The sequence below is a fragment of the Pasteurella sp. P03HT genome (genome assembly GCF_054052285.1).
Genome location: NZ_JBSIUM010000003.1, coordinates 163773 through 182259, shown reverse-complemented (window position 1 = coordinate 182259; position 18487 = coordinate 163773). Strand labels below are relative to the sequence as shown.

At 39.7% G+C, this 18487-nt stretch carries 20 protein-coding genes; 14 read left to right on the top strand and 6 right to left on the bottom strand.

The window, feature by feature from the left end; genetic code table 11:
* A complete protein-coding gene (locus tag ACWIT3_RS04135) occupies positions 1-864 on the bottom strand; it encodes a YicC/YloC family endoribonuclease (RefSeq protein ID WP_457161539.1) in 864 nt (287 codons plus the stop codon).
* Positions 865-999: 135 nt separating this feature from the next.
* On the opposite strand from ACWIT3_RS04135, the gene rph reads away from it, so the two are divergent.
* The 6 genes from rph to yjjG all read left to right on the top strand — a co-directional run bounded on the left by rph (position 1000) and on the right by yjjG (position 5538).
* A complete protein-coding gene (gene rph, locus ACWIT3_RS04130) occupies positions 1000-1716 on the top strand; it encodes a ribonuclease PH (protein WP_457161538.1) in 717 nt (238 codons plus the stop codon).
* Positions 1717-1727: 11 nt separating this feature from the next.
* Positions 1728-2372: an orotate phosphoribosyltransferase gene (gene pyrE, locus ACWIT3_RS04125; RefSeq protein WP_457161537.1), complete on the top strand. Its 645-nt coding sequence runs from the start codon at positions 1728-1730 to the stop codon at positions 2370-2372.
* A gap of 91 nt (positions 2373-2463) precedes the next feature.
* Complete coding sequence (gene djlA, locus ACWIT3_RS04120) at positions 2464-3324, top strand: co-chaperone DjlA (RefSeq protein ID WP_457161536.1); 861 nt, start codon at positions 2464-2466, stop codon at positions 3322-3324.
* Positions 3324-3938: a DUF2238 domain-containing protein gene (locus ACWIT3_RS04115; RefSeq protein ID WP_457161535.1), complete on the top strand. Its 615-nt coding sequence runs from the start codon at positions 3324-3326 to the stop codon at positions 3936-3938. The genes djlA and ACWIT3_RS04115 overlap by 1 nt, the downstream gene beginning before the upstream one ends.
* A complete protein-coding gene (dusC, locus tag ACWIT3_RS04110; RefSeq protein WP_457161534.1) occupies positions 3929-4870 on the top strand; it encodes a tRNA dihydrouridine(16) synthase DusC in 942 nt (313 codons plus the stop codon). Before ACWIT3_RS04115 ends, dusC begins: the two co-directional genes overlap by 10 nt.
* Positions 4867-5538, top strand: a complete 672-nt coding sequence (yjjG, locus tag ACWIT3_RS04105; protein WP_457161533.1) for a pyrimidine 5'-nucleotidase — start codon at positions 4867-4869, stop codon at positions 5536-5538. The genes dusC and yjjG overlap by 4 nt, the downstream gene beginning before the upstream one ends.
* A 57-nt stretch (positions 5539-5595) precedes the next feature.
* Here yjjG and ACWIT3_RS04100 read toward each other — a convergent pair whose 3' ends face one another.
* The 3 genes from ACWIT3_RS04100 to ACWIT3_RS04090 all read right to left on the bottom strand — a co-directional run bounded on the left by ACWIT3_RS04100 (position 5596) and on the right by ACWIT3_RS04090 (position 8827).
* Positions 5596-6585: an amidohydrolase family protein gene (locus ACWIT3_RS04100; protein WP_457161532.1), complete on the bottom strand. Its 990-nt coding sequence runs from the start codon at positions 6583-6585 to the stop codon at positions 5596-5598.
* A gap of 272 nt (positions 6586-6857) precedes the next feature.
* A complete protein-coding gene (locus ACWIT3_RS04095; protein WP_457161531.1) occupies positions 6858-8597 on the bottom strand; it encodes a DUF3413 domain-containing protein in 1740 nt (579 codons plus the stop codon).
* Between the two features lie 5 nt (positions 8598-8602).
* Positions 8603-8827, bottom strand: a complete 225-nt coding sequence (locus ACWIT3_RS04090) for a YejL family protein (protein ID WP_046339119.1) — start codon at positions 8825-8827, stop codon at positions 8603-8605.
* 139 nt (positions 8828-8966) lie between these two features.
* On the opposite strand from ACWIT3_RS04090, the gene yejK reads away from it, so the two are divergent.
* The 4 genes from yejK to cpxA all read left to right on the top strand — a co-directional run bounded on the left by yejK (position 8967) and on the right by cpxA (position 12678).
* Positions 8967-9977, top strand: coding sequence for a nucleoid-associated protein YejK (gene yejK, locus ACWIT3_RS04085; protein ID WP_457161530.1), 1011 nt, complete (start codon positions 8967-8969; stop codon positions 9975-9977).
* Between the two features lie 73 nt (positions 9978-10050).
* Complete coding sequence (gene bamE, locus ACWIT3_RS04080; RefSeq protein WP_046339117.1) at positions 10051-10464, top strand: outer membrane protein assembly factor BamE; 414 nt, start codon at positions 10051-10053, stop codon at positions 10462-10464.
* Positions 10465-10532: 68 nt separating this feature from the next.
* Positions 10533-11234 (top strand): response regulator, encoded by a 702-nt coding sequence (locus ACWIT3_RS04075; RefSeq protein ID WP_457161529.1) that lies wholly within the window; start codon positions 10533-10535, stop codon positions 11232-11234.
* Positions 11235-11274: 40 nt separating this feature from the next.
* On the top strand, positions 11275-12678 hold the full coding sequence (gene cpxA, locus ACWIT3_RS04070) for an envelope stress sensor histidine kinase CpxA (RefSeq protein WP_457161528.1): 1404 nt from the start codon (positions 11275-11277) through the stop codon (positions 12676-12678).
* A 52-nt stretch (positions 12679-12730) separates the two neighbouring features.
* On the opposite strand, the gene ACWIT3_RS04065 is transcribed toward cpxA, so the two are convergent.
* Positions 12731-13441, bottom strand: a complete 711-nt coding sequence (locus ACWIT3_RS04065; protein WP_457161527.1) for a 7-cyano-7-deazaguanine/7-aminomethyl-7-deazaguanine transporter — start codon at positions 13439-13441, stop codon at positions 12731-12733.
* 188 nt (positions 13442-13629) lie between these two features.
* Between ACWIT3_RS04065 and ACWIT3_RS04060 the strand changes: the two genes are divergently transcribed.
* The 3 genes from ACWIT3_RS04060 to ACWIT3_RS04050 all read left to right on the top strand — a co-directional run bounded on the left by ACWIT3_RS04060 (position 13630) and on the right by ACWIT3_RS04050 (position 16637).
* Positions 13630-14100, top strand: coding sequence for a DMT family transporter (locus ACWIT3_RS04060; protein WP_457161526.1), 471 nt, complete (start codon positions 13630-13632; stop codon positions 14098-14100).
* 82 nt (positions 14101-14182) lie between these two features.
* Positions 14183-14395 carry a heavy-metal-associated domain-containing protein gene (locus ACWIT3_RS04055; RefSeq protein WP_457161525.1) on the top strand — a complete coding sequence of 71 codons (213 nt, stop codon included), beginning with the start codon at positions 14183-14185 and terminating at the stop codon, positions 14393-14395.
* A 76-nt stretch (positions 14396-14471) separates the two neighbouring features.
* The gene (locus ACWIT3_RS04050) at positions 14472-16637 is read left to right on the top strand and encodes a heavy metal translocating P-type ATPase (RefSeq protein WP_457161524.1); all 2166 of its coding nucleotides are present in this window, start codon (positions 14472-14474) and stop codon (positions 16635-16637) included.
* Between the two features lie 64 nt (positions 16638-16701).
* Here the strand turns inward: ACWIT3_RS04050 and folA are convergent, their stop codons facing one another.
* Positions 16702-17193 carry a type 3 dihydrofolate reductase gene (gene folA, locus ACWIT3_RS04045; RefSeq protein WP_457161523.1) on the bottom strand — a complete coding sequence of 164 codons (492 nt, stop codon included), beginning with the start codon at positions 17191-17193 and terminating at the stop codon, positions 16702-16704.
* A gap of 167 nt (positions 17194-17360) precedes the next feature.
* On the opposite strand from folA, the gene proB reads away from it, so the two are divergent.
* Positions 17361-18464, top strand: a complete 1104-nt coding sequence (gene proB, locus ACWIT3_RS04040) for a glutamate 5-kinase (protein ID WP_457161522.1) — start codon at positions 17361-17363, stop codon at positions 18462-18464.
* Positions 18465-18487 lie beyond the last annotated feature (23 nt).

Sequence of the window (18487 nt, the reverse complement as noted above, 5' to 3'; positions counted from 1 at the left end):
TTACTCTAAGTTTTGAATTTGTTCACGCATTTGTTCAATTAATACTTTTAATTCAACCGCAGAATTGGTGACCTCAGCATTAATTGATTTTGATGCAAGGGTATTCGATTCGCGATTTAATTCTTGCATCATAAAGTCTAATTTACGACCAACTGCTCCCCCTTTTTTCAAAATAGATTGCGTTTCTTTGACATGCAGTTGTAGACGATCTAACTCTTCAGCGACATCCACACGTTGTGCCATCAGAACCATTTCTTGTTCAAGACGTTGCGAGTCGGCTTGTAAATTAATTTCCTCGAAGCGTTGGAGTAAGCGGTCACGTTGCCATTGTAAAATTTCTGGCATCATTGCACGCACGTTTTCCGCTTCGATAGAAATGGCATCTAAGCGCTGCTGGATTAACGCTTCTAATTTCTCCCCTTCTCTTGCACGCATAGCGATAAAATCTACTAACAACGTATCAAAAGCATTTAATAATTGTTGACTGATTTGGTCTAGGTCCTGCTCTGGTGTTTCTATCACGCCAGGATAACGTAATATCTCATTTAGGCTAATCTCACCTTCACCAGCTTGTTGCTTAATCCATTGTAATGATTGAATAACCTGCTGTGCGAGAGCCTTGTTTAAATTTAATTCTGTTACAGTTTGTTTTTTATTATCGATTCGTAAGCTACATTCAATTTTGCCACGAGTAAGATGGTGGCGTAGTTTTTCACGTAATGTATTTTCTAAACCACGAAATTGTTCAGGTAATCGGAAAAATGTCTCGAGATAGCGTTGATTGACTGAACGAATTTCCCATACAGCATCGCCCCATTCTTGTTTAATTTCAATGCGTGCGAAGGCAGTCATACTATAAATCATGTGGATTCCTTAGTGTTACGAAAAGATGAACGGTTAAACTCAGCTATTGTACTGGTAAATTTCGTTTCTGTCAGTTTGCATGCTAAAATAGCACGAATTTTTTATCAGAATCGTGAATAAATAAGGAATAATTTTATGCGTCCAAATGATCGTGCCAATCATCAGCCTCGTCCAATTCACATTACGCGTCATTACACAAAACATGCTGAAGGGGCGGTATTAGTTGAATTTGGAGACACAAAAGTATTATGTACCGCTACGGTAGAAGAATCCGTGCCTCGCTTTTTAAAAGGTCAAAATCAAGGTTGGGTCACCGCGGAATACGGTATGTTACCGCGTTCAACGCATAGCCGTATGCAACGTGAAGCGGCAAAAGGAAAACAGAGCGGACGCACAATGGAAATTCAGCGTCTCATTGCGCGTTCGTTACGTGCGATGGTGGATTTAGAGGCATTGGGTGAACGTTCCATTACTCTGGATTGTGATGTGATCCAAGCGGATGGTGGAACCCGTACAGCGTCGATTACTGGAGCATGTGTGGCATTATGTGATGCGATTCATACGCTCATTGAAAATGGTACGTTGAAAACCAATCCGATTAAAGGATTAGTTGCGGCGATTTCAGTGGGAATCGTCGATGGGGAAGCCGTCTGTGACTTAGAATATGTTGAAGATTCGGCTGCAGAAACGGATATGAATGTCGTGATGATGGAAGATGGCAGAATGATTGAAGTACAAGGAACTGCAGAAGGTGAACCATTCAGTCATGATGAACTCCTTACGTTATTATCTCTAGCAAAACAAGGTTGTGAAGTGATTTTTAATGCGCAACGTCAGGCATTAGCAAAATAAGGAGTACATGAATGGAAGCCTATAAATTTGACTTTATCCAGTTTGCGTTAAGTCGCCAAGTCTTAAAATTTGGGGAGTTTACTCTCAAATCAGGTCGTATTAGCCCGTATTTTTTTAATGCAGGGTTATTTAACACTGGCGCTGATCTGGCTCGTTTAGGGGAGTTTTATGCAAAAGCGATTCAGGCGAGTCATGTCGATTATGATGTCATTTTTGGACCCGCATATAAAGGAATCCCGATTGCAACGACGGTGTCTGTTGCGCTATTTAATCATTTTCATCTTGATAAGCCCGTATGTTTTAATCGCAAAGAAGCGAAAGACCATGGCGAAGGTGGTCAGTTAATTGGGGCAGGATTAAAAGGCAATATTCTATTGGTCGATGATGTGATTACTGCTGGAACAGCGATTCGTGAGTCGATGGAATTAATTGCTGCAAATCAAGCAAAGTTAAGTGCGGTGATGATTGCATTAAATCGCAAAGAAAAGGGTAAAGGGGATTTATCGGCGATTCAAGAAGTTGAACGAGATTACCAATGTCATGTTCTGGCGATTATTGATTTCGATGATTTGATGACCTTTATTGAGCAAGAACCATCATATCAGCAGTATTTGCCAGCAATGCGAGCGTATCGAGAACAGTATGGCGTGAAATAAAGGAAAAGTGCGGGTGACGTTAAGGAAATATTAAGCTTTGTTCGATAACGTAAAAAAGTCAACCGTATTTTGATGGTGTTGGGGAGAGAGAATGAGTTTTATTGGTAAATTTTTAGGATTGATTATTGGCTGGAAGTTAGGTGGCTTTTTTGGTGCAATTTGTGGGGTGATTCTCGGGCATCTTGGAGACAAAAAGTTGTATGAGCTCGGTACAGTGAATTCAAGCTTTTTTAAAAGCAAGATCACTCGCCAATCTTTGTTTATGCAGACCACTTTTGCAGTATTAGGGCATTTAAGCAAAGCGAAAGGTCGAGTGACAGAGGATGACATTCAGCTCGCAAATCATCTTATGCAACAGATGCAATTGGATGAAGTGAATCGTCGTTTAGCACAAGATGCCTTTACACGTGGTAAAGCCGCAGATTTTCCACTTCGTCAGGTGATTCGTGAGTTTCGATTAGGCTGTGGTCAACGTGCAGATTTGTTAAGAATGTTCTTACATGTGCAAGTGCAAGCGGCATTTGCGGATGCACAGTTAGAACCTCGAGAAAAAGAGGTGCTGTATGTCGTGGCAGAAGAGCTAGGCTTATCCCGTTTCCAATTCGAACAAATGTTAGCAATGGAGTTTGCCGCACGTCAATTTACTCGTGGTGGATATCAACAAGGGTATCAAGATAATTACCATTATCAACAGCACAATCAGCAACATTATGGTGGGTATCAAACGCATTCTGGTCCAACGGTTGAGGATGCTTATCAAGTGCTTGGTGTATCAGCGAGTGATGACCAACAAACGGTTAAGCGCGCTTATCGCCGCTTGATGAATGAAAACCATCCTGACAAGTTAGTGGCAAAAGGGTTACCAAAAGAAATGTTAGAGATGGCAAAAGAAAAAACGCAACAAATTCAAGCCGCTTACGATTTAATTTGTAAAACGAAAGGTTGGAAGTAATGGGAATACGGGCTTCGGATCGCTTTCCGTTTACGCTTGCGGTTATCATTGTCTCTCTTGCAATCTGGTCAGGTATCGATCCTTTTTCAAGAGCAGTGTGGTATGCGGAAGTGTTGCCTGTCTGCCTCGTATTCTGTTTATTAGTGGTAACTTATCGTGTGTTTCAATTTAGCCATTTGGCTTATTTCTTAATGAGTCTATGGATGATGTTACATTTGATTGGCGCACATTATACTTTTGAGCATGTGCCATTTGATTGGGCAAACCAATACTTAGGGTGGTTAGGTGAGGAACGTAACCACTTTGACCGAATTGCACATTATATCATTGGTTTTTATAGTTTTCCGATGGCTGAGTGGTTATTACGACGTCATTTATGTGGTCCTATCTTGGCAGGATGCTTCGCTTTATTTTTTATTATGAGTTTAGCTGCCAGCTATGAATTGATTGAATGGCAATATGCTGTGATTGCGGGTGGGGAAGCAGGAAATGCATTTTTAGGATCTCAAGGTGATCCTTGGGATGCGCAAAAAGACATACTTGCGGATACATTAGGTGCCCTTACTGCGTTATTCTTGTTTTATATTGTGAGAACAGATAAGCCATGCGCGTGATTTTAGCCCCTATGCAAGGTGTACTGGATCCATTTGTACGTGAGTTATTGACGGACGTAAATCACTATGACTTATGTATTTCAGAGTTCGTACGTGTTGTTGATCAATTATTACCAACCAAAGTTTTTTATCGTCTTTGTCCAGAACTGTATCAACAAGGCTTCACAGCTTCAGGTACTCCTGTTCGAGTGCAGGTATTAGGACAACATCCACAATGGTTAGCCGAGAATGCGGTACGAGCCGTGGAGTTAGGTTCGCATGGTATTGATCTCAATTGCGGCTGTCCTTCAAAAACAGTAAATGGTAGCCATGGCGGCGCATCGCTGTTAAAACAGCCTGAGTTGATCTATTCCGCGACAAAAGCATTGCGAGAGGCTGTGCCGCAATCATTACCCGTGAGTGTAAAAGTGCGTTTAGGTTGGGATGATGTCAACCAAGCCTTTGAAATTGCCGATGCAGTACAGCAAGGTGGTGCGACAGAAATCACGATTCATGGTCGAACTAAAGTGGATGGTTATCGTGCCGAACGGATTAATTGGGAAAAAATTAATGAAGTACGCCAAACATTGCATATTCCAGTTATTGCAAATGGGGAAATCTGGTCTTGGCAGGATGGACAAAATTGTCTCGCTGTTACAGGCTGTCAAGATTTGATGATTGGACGTGGTGCATTGAATGTGCCTAATTTGAGCTATGTTGTTAAACACAACCAAGCAAAAATGGCTTGGAGTCAAGTGCAACAGATATTACAGAAGTATGCACACACTGAAAATCAGTTTGATACGGGGTTTTATCATGTTGCACGCATTAAGCAATGGCTAGGTTATTTAAAAAAAGAATATCCTCAAGCAAATGCATTATTTGAATGCATTAAGACCTGCCATGATGGACAGGCTTTGAGAGCAAAAATAGATGGAGTAATAATACAATGAAATATGAGTGGCTTTTTTTCGATGCAGACGAAACCTTATTTTCTTTTGATGCGTTTGCAGGTTTACAAATGCTCTTTTCTGAATATGGCGTCGATTTTCAGCAAGCCGATTTTGATGAGTTCCAACGGGTGAATAAACCACTTTGGGTGCAATACCAGAATGGAGAAATTACGGCAGAGCAATTACAAGTAACACGTTTTTCCTATTGGGCAACACGTTTAAATAAACAACCTGTTGAGCTTAATGAACATTATTTACTGGTTATGGCGGATATTTGTAAGCCACTCGAACAAGTAGTTGAGACGCTTTCTGTGTTAAAAGAACATGCCCATCTTGGAATTATTACTAATGGATTTACGACATTACAACGTTTACGTTTAGAAAAAACAGGACTGGCAGATTGGTTCCAATTTGTCACAATTTCAGAGGAAGTGGGAATGGCAAAACCCGATCCACGTATTTTTGAGCATAGTTTGGATATCGCAAAAGTGAAAGATAGACGTCACGTGTTGATGGTGGGAGATAATTTAGACTCCGATATTCTAGGTGGGCATAATGCACAAATTGATACCTGTTGGCTGCATTATAATCGTGAGAATACAAGTCATATCATCCCAACCTACAGTATTGGGCGTTTTGATGAGTTATTGGATATTGTACAGCCGTAAAGTGCGGTTCGTTTTGTAGAAAAAAAGGGCAAATGGTAAATTTGCCCTTTTTGTTTATTAGAGATCTAACCCGAGTACTTTACGCCCATTGATACTGGCAATATTGACCATTGCGTCTAAATCTGGGAAGCGGCAACCTGCGGCAAGGAGGCTAAGCTCTTGCCACATATCTCCTTCACATAGCGGTACCATATAGTCACAAATATTATCTGTTCCAATCGCGACAGTAATCCCTTCAGGAATCATTTCATCTGCGGGAGTTAAGGCATTGTGGAAAGGCATTAGATCTTCTTTTCGGTTACTGTCGATCCAAGCCATTGGGCAAGCAATCATCATCATTTGTGCTTGGCGCATTTTTTCATATAGACGATAACGGTAATCTTTAGAATGAGCGCCAATGGAGATACCATGAATAGCAACCACCCGTCCTTGCATACCATGTTCAATTGTTTTATCACAAAGTTGCTCTGTTTCTTTTTCTTTGGGTGAGTTAAATTGATCCACGTGGACATGACACATGATACCGCGAGACTTAGCCGTATCTAATAAAATATCCATGGCTTCTAGCCCACGACCGTAATCTAATTCATCTCGGTACGGTAAACCGCCGATCATATCCACCATTTCAGCACCAATATCAAACCATTTTCGTGCAGTTGGCTCTATGACGCCTTTTAATGTCTGGTTAGCAAATTTTAATGTAATATCATGTTTATACACTTCGCGGGCTTTATGTGCGGCAATAATGGCACGATCTTCACAAATGGGATCAATATCCACAAAAGTTCCAAAAGCAGTGACTCCTTGTGAAATCATTAATTCAATAGATTGGCAAAAACGCGCATAGTAATCATCCACACTGGAGTTGCGTTTTACTTCATCAACTAAATCCCATTTTTGTTGTAAGTTACTGCTGTGGTAGATGCCAATTTTTTCTGGTGTCATGGTAAAGGCACGGTCTGCATGCGCATGTGCATTGACCCATCCGCCCTTTTTAATGATTTCATCTCTAATGTATGTTTTAAAACTACGAACATGGTTTTTCATAATAACTCCGTGAAGGCGTGAAAATTAGGGATTGGTTAGGTGTCGTAGATATAAAAAAATCCCCAATAAATGAGGATTTCTTATTAATTAAAAATAGAAATGAAAGCAATACACGAACGTGATTGATATAAGTGGTCGCAATGTTATGAAAAATTCTCTGATTTTTAATTAATAACATTATGTCTATGTCCTAAAAAATTGCTCGCTAGTATAAAGTGTTAAACGTGAAAAATATAATCGGTTTTGACTATTGGTCTCGCATAAAACGAAACTTATTTTTCAATAAACGAGCGCTCTTGGTTAAATACCTCAAGGAATAGGCCCAATGGAGGCCGTTGAGACGATTCTTTTTGGTAATCACGATTAAATTTCTGATAATTTCCTTGCTTATCGATATGATACTGAGTGCCATCAGGCGTCACAATCACATTCCAACGATAATTAGAGACTAAAACCCAAGGAGAATCTTGCGTTAAGTTAAAGAGATCCCGCCCTTGCGAATAATCTGAAATAGGATTTTGTGCATTAAAAATATGCTTCATTACAGCAGGCAGTAGATCAACATGGCTCGTGAGTTTATGGATTGTTTGGATAGGTAATGTTTTCCAATGAATAATCATAGGCACTTGAATTTCATCGCGAGCAAAATAATGATGGCGTGCTTTGGGGGTTAAATTCGCGAATTGATAGCCATGTTCTGCCGTGATGACAACAAATGTGTTGTTTAAATCCATTGTCGCCAAGACCTCCTCCAAGAGTCGATCAATTTCAGCTAATTCTAACGCATAGTTTTCCATGGATAGATTTGGTCGAATATCTAAGCTTAAATAAGCGGCAAAAGGTTTGGAGTTGCTTTTGGCTGTGTGTAACCACGTGTTAAAGCGGGCTACTTCAGATTGGTTGTTAGTTTGTCGCGCAGTACGACTGAGCGTTGGGAAAAGCGCTTGGTGGAAAAGCGTTGAGTTAAATTGCGTACTCGAAAATAATCCAAGCGCATATTGCTCTTGTTTCAATTTTTCTACGAGCACGGAGCCTGTTTTATTGCTCAATAAACTGTCTACATAATTAGCACTTAAGCCATAAAATAAGCCCGTTAATCCTGTGTTATTAGTATTTCCACTACTATAGTGATTCATAAATTGGGTAGATTGTTTAGCAAACTGGGCTAAATGAGGCATGTGTTGCTCAGTAATCGCATCATGGCGTAAACCTGAAACGGTGATGAGAACAAGATTAGGTGTTAAACCTTCAGAAAATTGTAACGCATGTTTTGGGTAATTCACTTTTAACGCGTCTAAACGTCCTTCTTGTTCAATGATCTGGTCATATTCTGCTTTATTTAAAAAACCCTGTTTTTCCAAAAACGAGCGTGCGGTCATTGGATAAGACAACGGAAAATTCGAACGTTGCATTGTAATCGGACGATAAATGAACGCATCTGACCACGCATAAATCAGATGTGTAGCGATGAAAGTGCATACAAAGAATACACCAACGGCTTTTAACCATTTTTGACGCTCTAAACTGCGTAATTTTTGCCATGCCCAACGAGAGAAAACCATTTGTACTAATAAAATGATTGGCATCGGGGCAAAGAAAATTTGCCAAGTGCGAGATAATTCGCCGTTTTCTGGATTGACTAGAAGGTTCCAGACGACAGTGGATAAGTGCAAATTAAATCGTGAGAACACCTCTGTATCAACTAGTAATAATGTGGCGCCAATCGTTGTTAAAATGACTGTAATACCACGAAAAGTGCGTTGATTTTTGATGATAAAACTGAGTGGAAAAATAATCAGTAAGTACAGCGCGAACACAACAAAACTAAAGTGTCCGAATAAACTGATGAAAAAATATAATTTGCCAAATAGCGTATCTGGCCAATCCATCACAAACGCGTAGCGTGTGCCAATGGCAATTGCCCATAAAATATTGAAAAAAGCAAACCAATGCCCCCACGAAATTTTACGTGATGTTTCTTCTCGGTATTGTTTGCTTGTTTTAATCCACATTCTGTTTACGATTTTTTGTCGTTAATTGAATTGAGTAGTGCATCCGAAAAGGCGTTTGCTAAAGCGGTGCGTTGTGCAGTCCCAACACTACTCATTAACAAATTGGTCACCATATTGCCAAGTACAACGAGTGATAAGTCCACAGGTGCATGATGTTTTTCTAAAACGGCGATCATATCATTTAAAATCGCATCTACTTGTTTATCTTGATATTTTGAGTTTTTTGCCATGCTTTCAGAACATTTAAAAATGAAGTTTGTGCTATATCATAACCGATTATTTTCTATATCCCAGCATTTTTTCGTATTTATAGTTAAAAAAGTGCGGTTATAATATGGCGATTTTTATCATGTAAATAATGGATTCACTATGAGTATAAATGTGAACGAAATTGTTCTTCACCAAGTGATTAAAACAGGTGAGGGCGATGCCTTGAAATTAAACACGTTGTTACGTGATCAAGTCCTTGCGATTACGCCAGAAGTGGAACAAATGATGTTGCAATTGCATCAAGCATACCAGAGTAAAAGCAAAGCATATGGAGTATTCCAAGAGGCATCGTTATTCGCACAAGACTTAAATCGCTTGTTGGAAAATGAGTGTACTTTTCTTGAGTTTACTCAAAAATCCACCGCACTTTTAGCAACCGAGTTAAGTAAGTATTCCTTTGCGGATAACGGAACTTTAGTGTTGTGCAAATATAACTTTTTAGCGACAGATTATTTGTTTATTGCCTTATTAGATAGTCGTGCCAGTATGCTGGTGGATGAAAACTTAGAGATTCATCGTACTGAATATTTAGAGATTAGCCAATTTGATATTGCTGCGCGAATTAATCTTACGGAATTGACGCTAGATGCAACATCAAATCGTTATTTGACTTTTGTGAAAGGGCGTGTAGGACGTAAAGTTGGGGATTTCTTCATGGATTTTTTAGGTGCAGAAGAAGGATTAAACCCACGCGTTCAGAACCAATGCTTATTACAGGCAGTGAGTGATTATTGTGAGCAAGGCGAATTAAATGCTGAACAAGTTCAGACAGTCAAAAAACAAGTGTTTGATTATTGCAAAGGGCAGATTCATTCTGGGGAAGATATTGAATTAATGGAACTTTCTGCCACTATGCCGACTCTAAATGAGCGAGCATTTGCTGACTTTACTGCAGAACAAGATTATGGATTAGAAAGTCATATTCCACCAGTTCGTTCTGCGTTAAGAGCATTGACAACGTTTTCAGGTGCTGGAAAAGGCGTAACGATTAGCTTTGATGCGGCACTGATTAATCAGCGTATTTTTTGGGATGAAACGACAGACACTTTAACTATTAAAGGCTTGCCACCTAATTTACGTGATCAATTACAACGACAATTGAAGGAGTAGAATTGATTTGGCAATCGAATAAAGTTTCGGTATTATCATTTCATCATTTGCAGGGTATAAAAAGGTAAAAACTATGCAATTTAAATCAGTTATCAGTGTTATCGTACTTGCACTCAGTGTTACCGCGTGCTCAAGTATCGATAAAATCGTTTATCGTATTGATGTGCCACAAGGCAATTATTTAGAAGCGGCCACGGTAAAACAATTACAAGTTGGCATGACCGCACAGCAAGTTCAATATTTGTTGGGAACCCCAGTATTAATTGAGCCTTTTAATAGTGGTAAGTGGTACTACGTCTTTTTACAACAGAAAGCTTATCAAACACCAGAACAATATACGTTAGTGGTGAATTTTGATCAGCGTGGTATGGTGACCAGCTTTGATTTGGATAAACCTTTACCCGATGAGAGTAAACCTGATGTAAATAATGCCATTATTCAGGCAGAAAATATGGCACCAAAATACTGGTGGCAGTTCTGGAAGTAATCACACATATGTAGCACGTTATCAGAATAACGTGCTTTTTCTTGATGAGCCAACATTGAGGATAGTCTATGCCTAAGATTTTATTAGTTGATGATGATGTTGAATTAATTGAATTGCTTGCTGAGTTATTAACGTTAGAAGGCTTTGAGATTGATATGGCAAATAACGGTTTAGAGGCGTTAAAAAAATTAGATCTCAGTTATGATTTGGTCTTATTAGATATCATGATGCCTGTTTTAAATGGCGTTGAAACATTGAAAAAAATTCGTCAGGAATTCAGTGTGCCTGTTATTATGCTCACGGCTCGTGGTGATGATATTGATCGTATTCTTGGTTTAGAACTTGGTGCAGATGACTATATTCCAAAACCATTTAATGATCGAGAGCTTGTTGCGAGAATTAAGGCGATTTTACGTCGAACTCAGCAACCATCTGCTTTAGCGATTGAGCCCAAAGATAGTCGAAATGAGTTCGTTTTCTGTGGCATTACGCTTTATCCAGGACGTCAACAAGCATTTTGTAATGATCAAGACTTAGAGTTAACGGGCACTGAATTTGCGTTATTACAAAAACTTGTTTTAAATCCAGGACAAATTCTTTCAAGAGAGTCGTTAAGTATTGAAATTTTAGGTAAGCAACTGACACCATTTGATCGTGCGATTGATATGCACATGTCAAATTTACGTAAGAAACTTCCACCACGTAAAGACGGGTCACCTTGGTTTAAAACACTAAGAGGACGCGGTTATTTATTGGTATCAGAAAAGTAAGATAACAAGGCATAGTTTTTTGCCTTAATTTGAGGGTTGTATGCCGTTTGCTAACGAAAGTTTTTTTAATACGATTTCATTCCGTATTTTTGCATTTTTCTGGCTAACATTTTCGTTGTTATCAATTCTTATTTTTTCTATTCCTTATTTTGACTCAAGAATTTATTCAGAATTAAGTGATAAAGAGCTTTCTTCCTATCAACAAGAAATCATTACCTCAATTCGTCATAATCAAATTGCTCGTATTTTAGCGGGTGTTCCCCTATCACATGCAGATCGTTTTGATGCAATTCGTCCTATTTTAGTCGATGAAACAGATGATCATAATATTTTAGGGGCAACTGCCGCTGAATCTGTATTGTTGTCACAATTTATGTATTCCTCATCGAATCCCGCTAAACCACTGAAAAAAGTCTTTGGTGATGTGCGTATTGTGGGGCCTTTTTCCATTCATCTCGGTGGTGAAGAAAACAAATCTTATACGCTTTATTTTATTGATCGTGTTAATGCTCAAAAAGAAATAATGAGCTTTGTGTTTGCGAATCCAGTGGTACTTGTTGCCTTATTGATTTTGGTTTCTACGCCTTTGCTTTGGTGGTTGGCTCGCAGTATTGGTAAACCCATCAAGAATTTACAAATGTCGGCTAAAGCCGTCGCTTTGGGGGATTTTAAAGTAAATAAAGACTTAGAAACTAAAGGTTCATTGGAGTTGCGACAAGTTGGGCAAAGTTTCAATCAGATGACCGAATCGTTAGAAGAATTATTGTCTAGTCAACAAGTATTGCTTTCTTCCATTTCGCATGAATTGCGTACCCCGCTTACTCGTTTACAGCTTGCATTAGCATTATTACGTCGTCGCTTTGGTGAAGAAAATACAGAAATCCAGCGTATTGAAATTGAAGCAAAACGTTTAGATAACATGATCAATGATTTGTTGCTTTTATCTCGGCAGCAACTCAATAGCCATGTCGTGCGAGAAATTTTTCCAATTAATGAGCTGTGGGATGAAGTGTTAGAAGATGCGATGTTTGAGGCAGAGCAACGTAAGCTGGATTTTGTCGTTAGGTTAAATGTTGTTCAGCCGAGTAAATATTATATCAATGGTAATAAAAGCTTATTAGTCAGTGCAGTGGAAAATGTCATTCGGAATGCACTCAAATATACGCAAAGTGAGATTAAAGTATCAATTTTCTTGAAAAAACAAGAGGTTATGATTGTAATTGATGATAATGGAAAAGGGCTAGATGCCTCTGAATATGACAAAATTTTTCAACCATTCTATCGTGTAGATGAAACGCGAACGAGAGAAACGGGTGGGACGGGACTTGGTTTAGCGATTGTGGCAAATGTTGTAAAAGAACATCACGGTGCTGTTTGGGCAAGTGCGAGCCATTTGGGTGGCTTATGTATTAATTTACGTATTCCTCTTTGGATTAATAATTAGTCAAAAAAGATGTAATAAAAAATGCCACAAGCGATTGTGGCGTTTTGTTTTGTTAAGATACGAACTGTGCTTTAACCGTCAGTGCTTGAATCTTGCGTAAAATAAGATTGAGTACGACACCATAAGCGGGCACAAATAATAAGATCCCTACGGCGAGCTTAAATAAATAATCAACGAAACCGAGTTCCATCCAATGTTCCGCCATGAATGGATCGCTACTGGCGTAGAATGCAATCGCGAAAAACAAGAAGGTATCTGCCATTGAGCCAAATACCATTGAGCTTGTTGGAGCAACCCACCAGGTTTTTAATTGACGTAAACGATTGAATACTAAAACATCTAATAATTGACCGAAGACGTAAGCAAAGAAACTCGCAATCGCAATACGGAAGACAAATAAATTAAATGTGGTTAAAGCGGCTAAGCCTTGATACTGCGTATCTGAAAATAATGTTGAAATCACATAACTGATAAACAACGCTGGAATCATGACAACAAAGATAATCCATCTTGCTTCTTTTGCACCAAAAATCCGCACCGTTAAGTCAGTGGCTAAAAAGATAAAAGGAAAAGTCAGGGTTCCCCAAGTGCTATGAAAGCTGAAATCGGTTCTGGCACCCAGTTGAGTCAGAGGAAGTGTGATTTCAAAGGGAAGTTGGACTAAGTAGTTACTCGCCGCAATAATAAAAATATGAAAGAAACTCAATATCATGAGTGCACGACGAGTTTGTTGATCTGTAAAGATCGAAAATGTATGTTTCATGTTGTACCTTTTTGATTGTGAATTGGGGTGAGGGAACCCAAATGTGAATACTAACTTCTCTTTCGCAATATGCGAGGGGCAGATCATACGGATTTTCGTTCAGAATGCAAGCAGCTTTGTTGATTAAACATTTGCAGGGCAAGGGAATCTCGCTACAATAAGTTAAATGTTAATAAGTTAGGACAATTATGTTTATTCTTTATACTCTAATAGCACTTGCTGCGGGCGTTGCTCTGGCTTCTCAAGCGGCGATTAATTCACAATTGGCGAAAGCAATGGGAGATGAACCATTAATTGCAACATTCATCTCATTTGGGACAGGGGCGTTGCTTTTACTAGTGATTACAGCTATTAAAACAGATTTAGTGACTCATCTTTCTACTGTGACACAACATTCGTGGTGGAAGTTTATTGGTGGAACACTAGGCGTAATAGTGGTGTTTACGACGATTTTGTTATCGCCCAAAATGGGGATTACGAATATGCTGTTTTTTATTATCGTCGGACAATTGATTACCGCAATGATTATCGACCACTATGGATTAATTCATATGCCAGTGCGAGAAGTGAATGTGTTCAAACTGATTGGACTGGGGATTGTCGGGGTAGGACTTGTGACTTTCTTTTTTGGTGATAAGCTAATGAAGCTGTTCAATTGATATAAGATGAAACGTGCGGTCGATTTTCAGCAAATTTTGGTTATACTAAGTACCTCATGTTGAGGTGGAGACGGAGTTAATTATGCAAAAAGTAACATTAAAAATTGAAGGTATGCATTGTGGCGGTTGTACTAAAAGTGTCACTCGTCTTTTACAAGAATTTGAAGGAGTTGCCCTTGCAGAAGTCAGTTTAGATACCGCGAGTGCAGAGGTGACTTTTGATCAAAGTAAAGTGAGTATTGGAGAGCTGATTGACGCCATTGAAAATGCAGGATTTGATGCACAACAAGCGTAGGCGTGCATGACAAGAATAGACTGATTGCTCAGTCTATTTTTTTATGAAAATAAATCAGGCGTGGATAGGATAGTAAATGCAACAGAAAATCACGATTCAAGTTGAAGGCATGACGTGTCAGGCTTGTGCAAGCCGGATAGAGAAAGTATTAAATAAAAAACCATTTGTACAACAAGCGGTAGTAAATTTTGCAAGTGAGCAGGCACAAGTCACCTTTGATGACGCGGAAAAATCGATAGATGATATTTTACAAATTATTCAGAATACGGGTTTTTCGGGAAAAATTAAGCAAGACAAGCAATTTACGCTAAATGAAAAAATGGCACCACCTTGGCGTTTATGGATCTTATTATTGATTAATATTCCATTCGTGATCGGTATGTTTGGGATGATGTTAGGTTACCATCATTGGATGTTGCCAGCGCCATGGCAAGCAGCCTTAGCGACAATTGTTCAATTTTGGTTAGCTGTGCCATTCTATAAAAGTGCATGGGGCAGTATTAAAGGTGGGCTAGCCAATATGGATGTATTAGTCAGTTTAGGTACACTAAGCATCTATTTTTATTCTCTTTTTATGTTGTTCTACTATGCTGACTTGTCAACAGATGTCATGCCACCCGTGTATTTTGAAGCTGGTGTGATGGTGTTAGGTTTTGTAAGCTTAGGCAAATATTTAGAAGAACGGACAAAAAAACACAGTTTAAATAGTTTAGGATTACTCCTGAAATTGACCCCAAAACAAGTGAATGTGTTACGAGACCAGCAGTGGCAAAGGATTCCGTTAGATCAGGTACAAGTCGGTGAAATATTACGTGTTAATCAGGGAGAACGGATTGCAGCAGATGGGATCGTGGAAAATGGAAGTGGCTGGGCAGATGAAAGTCATTTAACAGGAGAAGCAAAACCAGAAATTAAACAAGCTGGAAGCAAAGTATTGGCTGGCGCTGTGCTGAGTGAAGGGGCATTAGTGTATCGGGCGGAACAACTAGGGAGTCATACTTTGTTAGGTGACATGATGAATGCCTTATCAGAAGCACAAGGCAGTAAGGCTCCAATTGCGCGCTTTGCTGATAAAGTTGCCGCGGTATTTGTCCCTACTGTGATTGCTCTTGCTTTCATCACGTTCGTGTTAACGTATTGGATAAAGCAAGAGGCGGTGACGGCTTTGATTCATGCAGTGGCAGTGTTAGTTATCGCTTGTCCTTGTGCATTAGGGCTCGCTACGCCCGCTGCGATTATGGTGGGAATGGGAAATGCAGTGACACGGGGAATCTGGTTTAAAGATGCTGCTGCAATGGAAGAAAGTGCTCGAGTTAATGCTGTGGTGTTGGATAAAACAGGAACCTTAACGGAAGGAAAACCACAGGTTGTTGCCTATTGGTTAGCACAACATTGTGAGTATTCAGAAAATGAACTATTACAACTTGCTGCTTCAGTTGAACAGAATGCGACTCATCCTTTGGCGAAAGCGATTGTGAAGCAAGCAACAGAACGACAACTTTCCTTCTTGCAAGCGACACATATTCAGACCGCACTGGGAGCAGGCATTCAAGCAGAAGTCGACAATATCGGTACGGTTAAAGTGGGGAAGGCAGAATATTGTGCGCTTTCGCTCCCTGCAATGCGTGACAAAATTTGGCAGATCGCAAGTGTTGTCGCTGTTTCTGTCAATGATCGTCCTATTGGTGCCTTTGCCATTGCAGATCAATTGAAAACTGACTCAGTGATAGCAATTGAACGTTTGAAAAAACAACATATTGATGTTTATATTATGAGTGGTGATCAACAAAGTGCGGTCGACTATATTGCACAACAGCTTGGTATTCAAGAGGCGTATGGCAATTTATCGCCACGTGATAAAGCTGCGAAGATTCAGCAACTTCGTCAACAAGGAAAAGTCGTAGCGATGGTTGGGGATGGTATTAATGATGCGCCTGCGTTAGCCACTGCGAATGTGAGTTTTGCGATGAAAGATGGCGCAGATGTAGCAGAACATACTGCTTCTGCTACCTTAATGCAACATTCTGTTAATCAACTGGTTGACGCATTATGTGTTTCACAGGCGACATTAAAGAATATTAAACAGAATCTCTTTTTTGCTTTCATTTATAATATTCTCGGTATTCCACTTGCCGCCTTTGGTTTACTGAGTCCGATTATTGCAGGGGCTGCCATGGCAATGAGCTCTGTTTCTGTCTTGATGAATGCGCTGCGCTTAAAGTCATTAAAACTTGAACGCTAGCATATCCCCAAAAAGATAAACGCCGAGTATATTGCTAATATGCTCGGCTTTTGATGAGCGTAGCTTAGTCTGTTTTCTTTGCCACAAGGATGAGAAAGCGCAGATCATAAGGATTGTTCTCATCCGCTGAGCGCCACGCTTCATATTCGATGTGCCAGGTATCCCAATTGATTGCAGGGAAATAGGTATCGCCTTCTAACTCTGTTTGGATTTCCGTCAGATAGAGTTTATCCGCTTGAGGTAAATATTGTTTAAACAGTTCACCTCCCCCAATCAGCATCACCTCACTGGAATTTTTTACGTAATCTATCGCACTTTCAAGACTCTCTTTCCAAATCACACCAGGGTGTGTATAGGGCTGGCGTGACAGTACAATATTCGTTCTTTTTGGCAGTGGGCGCCCAATACTTTCGAAAGTTTTACGCCCCATGATGACAGGCTTACCCGTTGTGTTTTGTTTAAACCAAGCTAAGTCAGCAGGTAAGTGCCAAGGCATTTGGTTATCTTTGCCAATCACGGAATTTTTGGTCATGGCAACAATGAGGCTTAACGTCATAGATGCGTCCTAGAATGTTGGAATCAATAAGATTACTATAGCATAACTTTTATTTGAGAAAAGCACTTATCTCCTTGTTTTTAGAATGATAAAACGGGTGCTTTTTTTACCGATTAATGATAAGTTAGCCACCAATTTTGAACAAAAAACATAAGATAATAAACGGTATGAGAACAGAGAAAACTATTGTAGTGAAATTTGGTACCAGTACCTTAACTCAAGGTTCTGCCAAATTAAACTTACCTCATATGATGGAGATTGTGCGCCAATTAGCGCAGCTTCATCAAGCGGGGTTTCGTTTAGTGATTGTCACTTCAGGCGCGATTGCAGCAGGGCGTCATTATTTGAATCAACCACAATTGCCCCCTACGATTGCATCAAAACAATTATTAGCAGCGGTGGGACAAAGTCAGCTGATTCAAACTTGGGAAAGATTATTTGCGATTTATGATATTCATATTGGGCAGATTTTGTTAACCCGTGCAGATATAGAAGATCGTGAGCGTTTTTTGAATGCACGAGATACATTACATGCGTTACTTGATAACCACATTGTCCCCGTCATTAATGAAAATGATGCTGTTGCTACATCGGAAATTAAAGTGGGGGATAATGATAATTTATCTGCGTTAGTTGCGATTTTGGTTCAAGCAGAGCAACTTTATTTATTAACTGATCAACAAGGTTTATTTGATTGTGATCCACGTAAAAATCCAGACGCGACCTTGATCGCAGAGGTGGATAAAATTACTGATCAGATTCGTGCGATTGCAGGAGGAAGTGGTACAGCGTTGGGGACAGGTGGGATGTCTACAAAAATCATGGCAGCGGATGTAGCAACACGTTCTGGCATTGAAACCATTATTGCACCAGGAAATCGTGCTAATGTGATGATAGATTTAGCCTATGGTGAGGCGATTGGGACGAAATTTAACGCACAAGCAGATCGTTTGGAAAGCCGTAAGCAATGGCTTTATGCCGCACCTTCTGCAGGTATTGTCACTATTGATGAAGGAGCGGAAAGTGCGGTACTCATTCAGCATAAATCATTATTACCCGCGGGGATCATTCAAGTAGAAGGCCGTTTTTCTCGCGGTGAAGTGGTGCGTATTCGTACTGCAAAAGGCAAAGATATTGCTCTGGGCATGCCGCGCTACAATAGTGACGCGCTAATGTTACTGAAAGGAAAAAAATCCCAAGATATTGAACACGTATTGGGATATGAATATGGTCCAGTGGCGGTACATCGTGATGATATGATCGTATTGTGAGGCATGCAAAATGAGCAATAAGA

Coding starts and splice junctions, on each gene's coding strand:
- ACWIT3_RS04135 (WP_457161539.1), bottom strand. CDS start 864: ATGATTTATAGTATGACTGCCTTCGCACGCATTGAAATTAAACAAGAA.
- rph (WP_457161538.1), top strand. CDS start 1,000: ATGCGTCCAAATGATCGTGCCAATCATCAGCCTCGTCCAATTCACATT.
- pyrE (WP_457161537.1), top strand. CDS start 1,728: ATGGAAGCCTATAAATTTGACTTTATCCAGTTTGCGTTAAGTCGCCAA.
- djlA (WP_457161536.1), top strand. CDS start 2,464: ATGAGTTTTATTGGTAAATTTTTAGGATTGATTATTGGCTGGAAGTTA.
- ACWIT3_RS04115 (WP_457161535.1), top strand. CDS start 3,324: ATGGGAATACGGGCTTCGGATCGCTTTCCGTTTACGCTTGCGGTTATC.
- dusC (WP_457161534.1), top strand. CDS start 3,929: ATGCGCGTGATTTTAGCCCCTATGCAAGGTGTACTGGATCCATTTGTA.
- yjjG (WP_457161533.1), top strand. CDS start 4,867: ATGAAATATGAGTGGCTTTTTTTCGATGCAGACGAAACCTTATTTTCT.
- ACWIT3_RS04100 (WP_457161532.1), bottom strand. CDS start 6,585: ATGAAAAACCATGTTCGTAGTTTTAAAACATACATTAGAGATGAAATC.
- ACWIT3_RS04095 (WP_457161531.1), bottom strand. CDS start 8,597: ATGTGGATTAAAACAAGCAAACAATACCGAGAAGAAACATCACGTAAA.
- ACWIT3_RS04090 (WP_046339119.1), bottom strand. CDS start 8,827: ATGGCAAAAAACTCAAAATATCAAGATAAACAAGTAGATGCGATTTTA.
- yejK (WP_457161530.1), top strand. CDS start 8,967: ATGAGTATAAATGTGAACGAAATTGTTCTTCACCAAGTGATTAAAACA.
- bamE (WP_046339117.1), top strand. CDS start 10,051: ATGCAATTTAAATCAGTTATCAGTGTTATCGTACTTGCACTCAGTGTT.
- ACWIT3_RS04075 (WP_457161529.1), top strand. CDS start 10,533: ATGCCTAAGATTTTATTAGTTGATGATGATGTTGAATTAATTGAATTG.
- cpxA (WP_457161528.1), top strand. CDS start 11,275: ATGCCGTTTGCTAACGAAAGTTTTTTTAATACGATTTCATTCCGTATT.
- ACWIT3_RS04065 (WP_457161527.1), bottom strand. CDS start 13,441: ATGAAACATACATTTTCGATCTTTACAGATCAACAAACTCGTCGTGCA.
- ACWIT3_RS04060 (WP_457161526.1), top strand. CDS start 13,630: ATGTTTATTCTTTATACTCTAATAGCACTTGCTGCGGGCGTTGCTCTG.
- ACWIT3_RS04055 (WP_457161525.1), top strand. CDS start 14,183: ATGCAAAAAGTAACATTAAAAATTGAAGGTATGCATTGTGGCGGTTGT.
- ACWIT3_RS04050 (WP_457161524.1), top strand. CDS start 14,472: ATGCAACAGAAAATCACGATTCAAGTTGAAGGCATGACGTGTCAGGCT.
- folA (WP_457161523.1), bottom strand. CDS start 17,193: ATGACGTTAAGCCTCATTGTTGCCATGACCAAAAATTCCGTGATTGGC.
- proB (WP_457161522.1), top strand. CDS start 17,361: ATGAGAACAGAGAAAACTATTGTAGTGAAATTTGGTACCAGTACCTTA.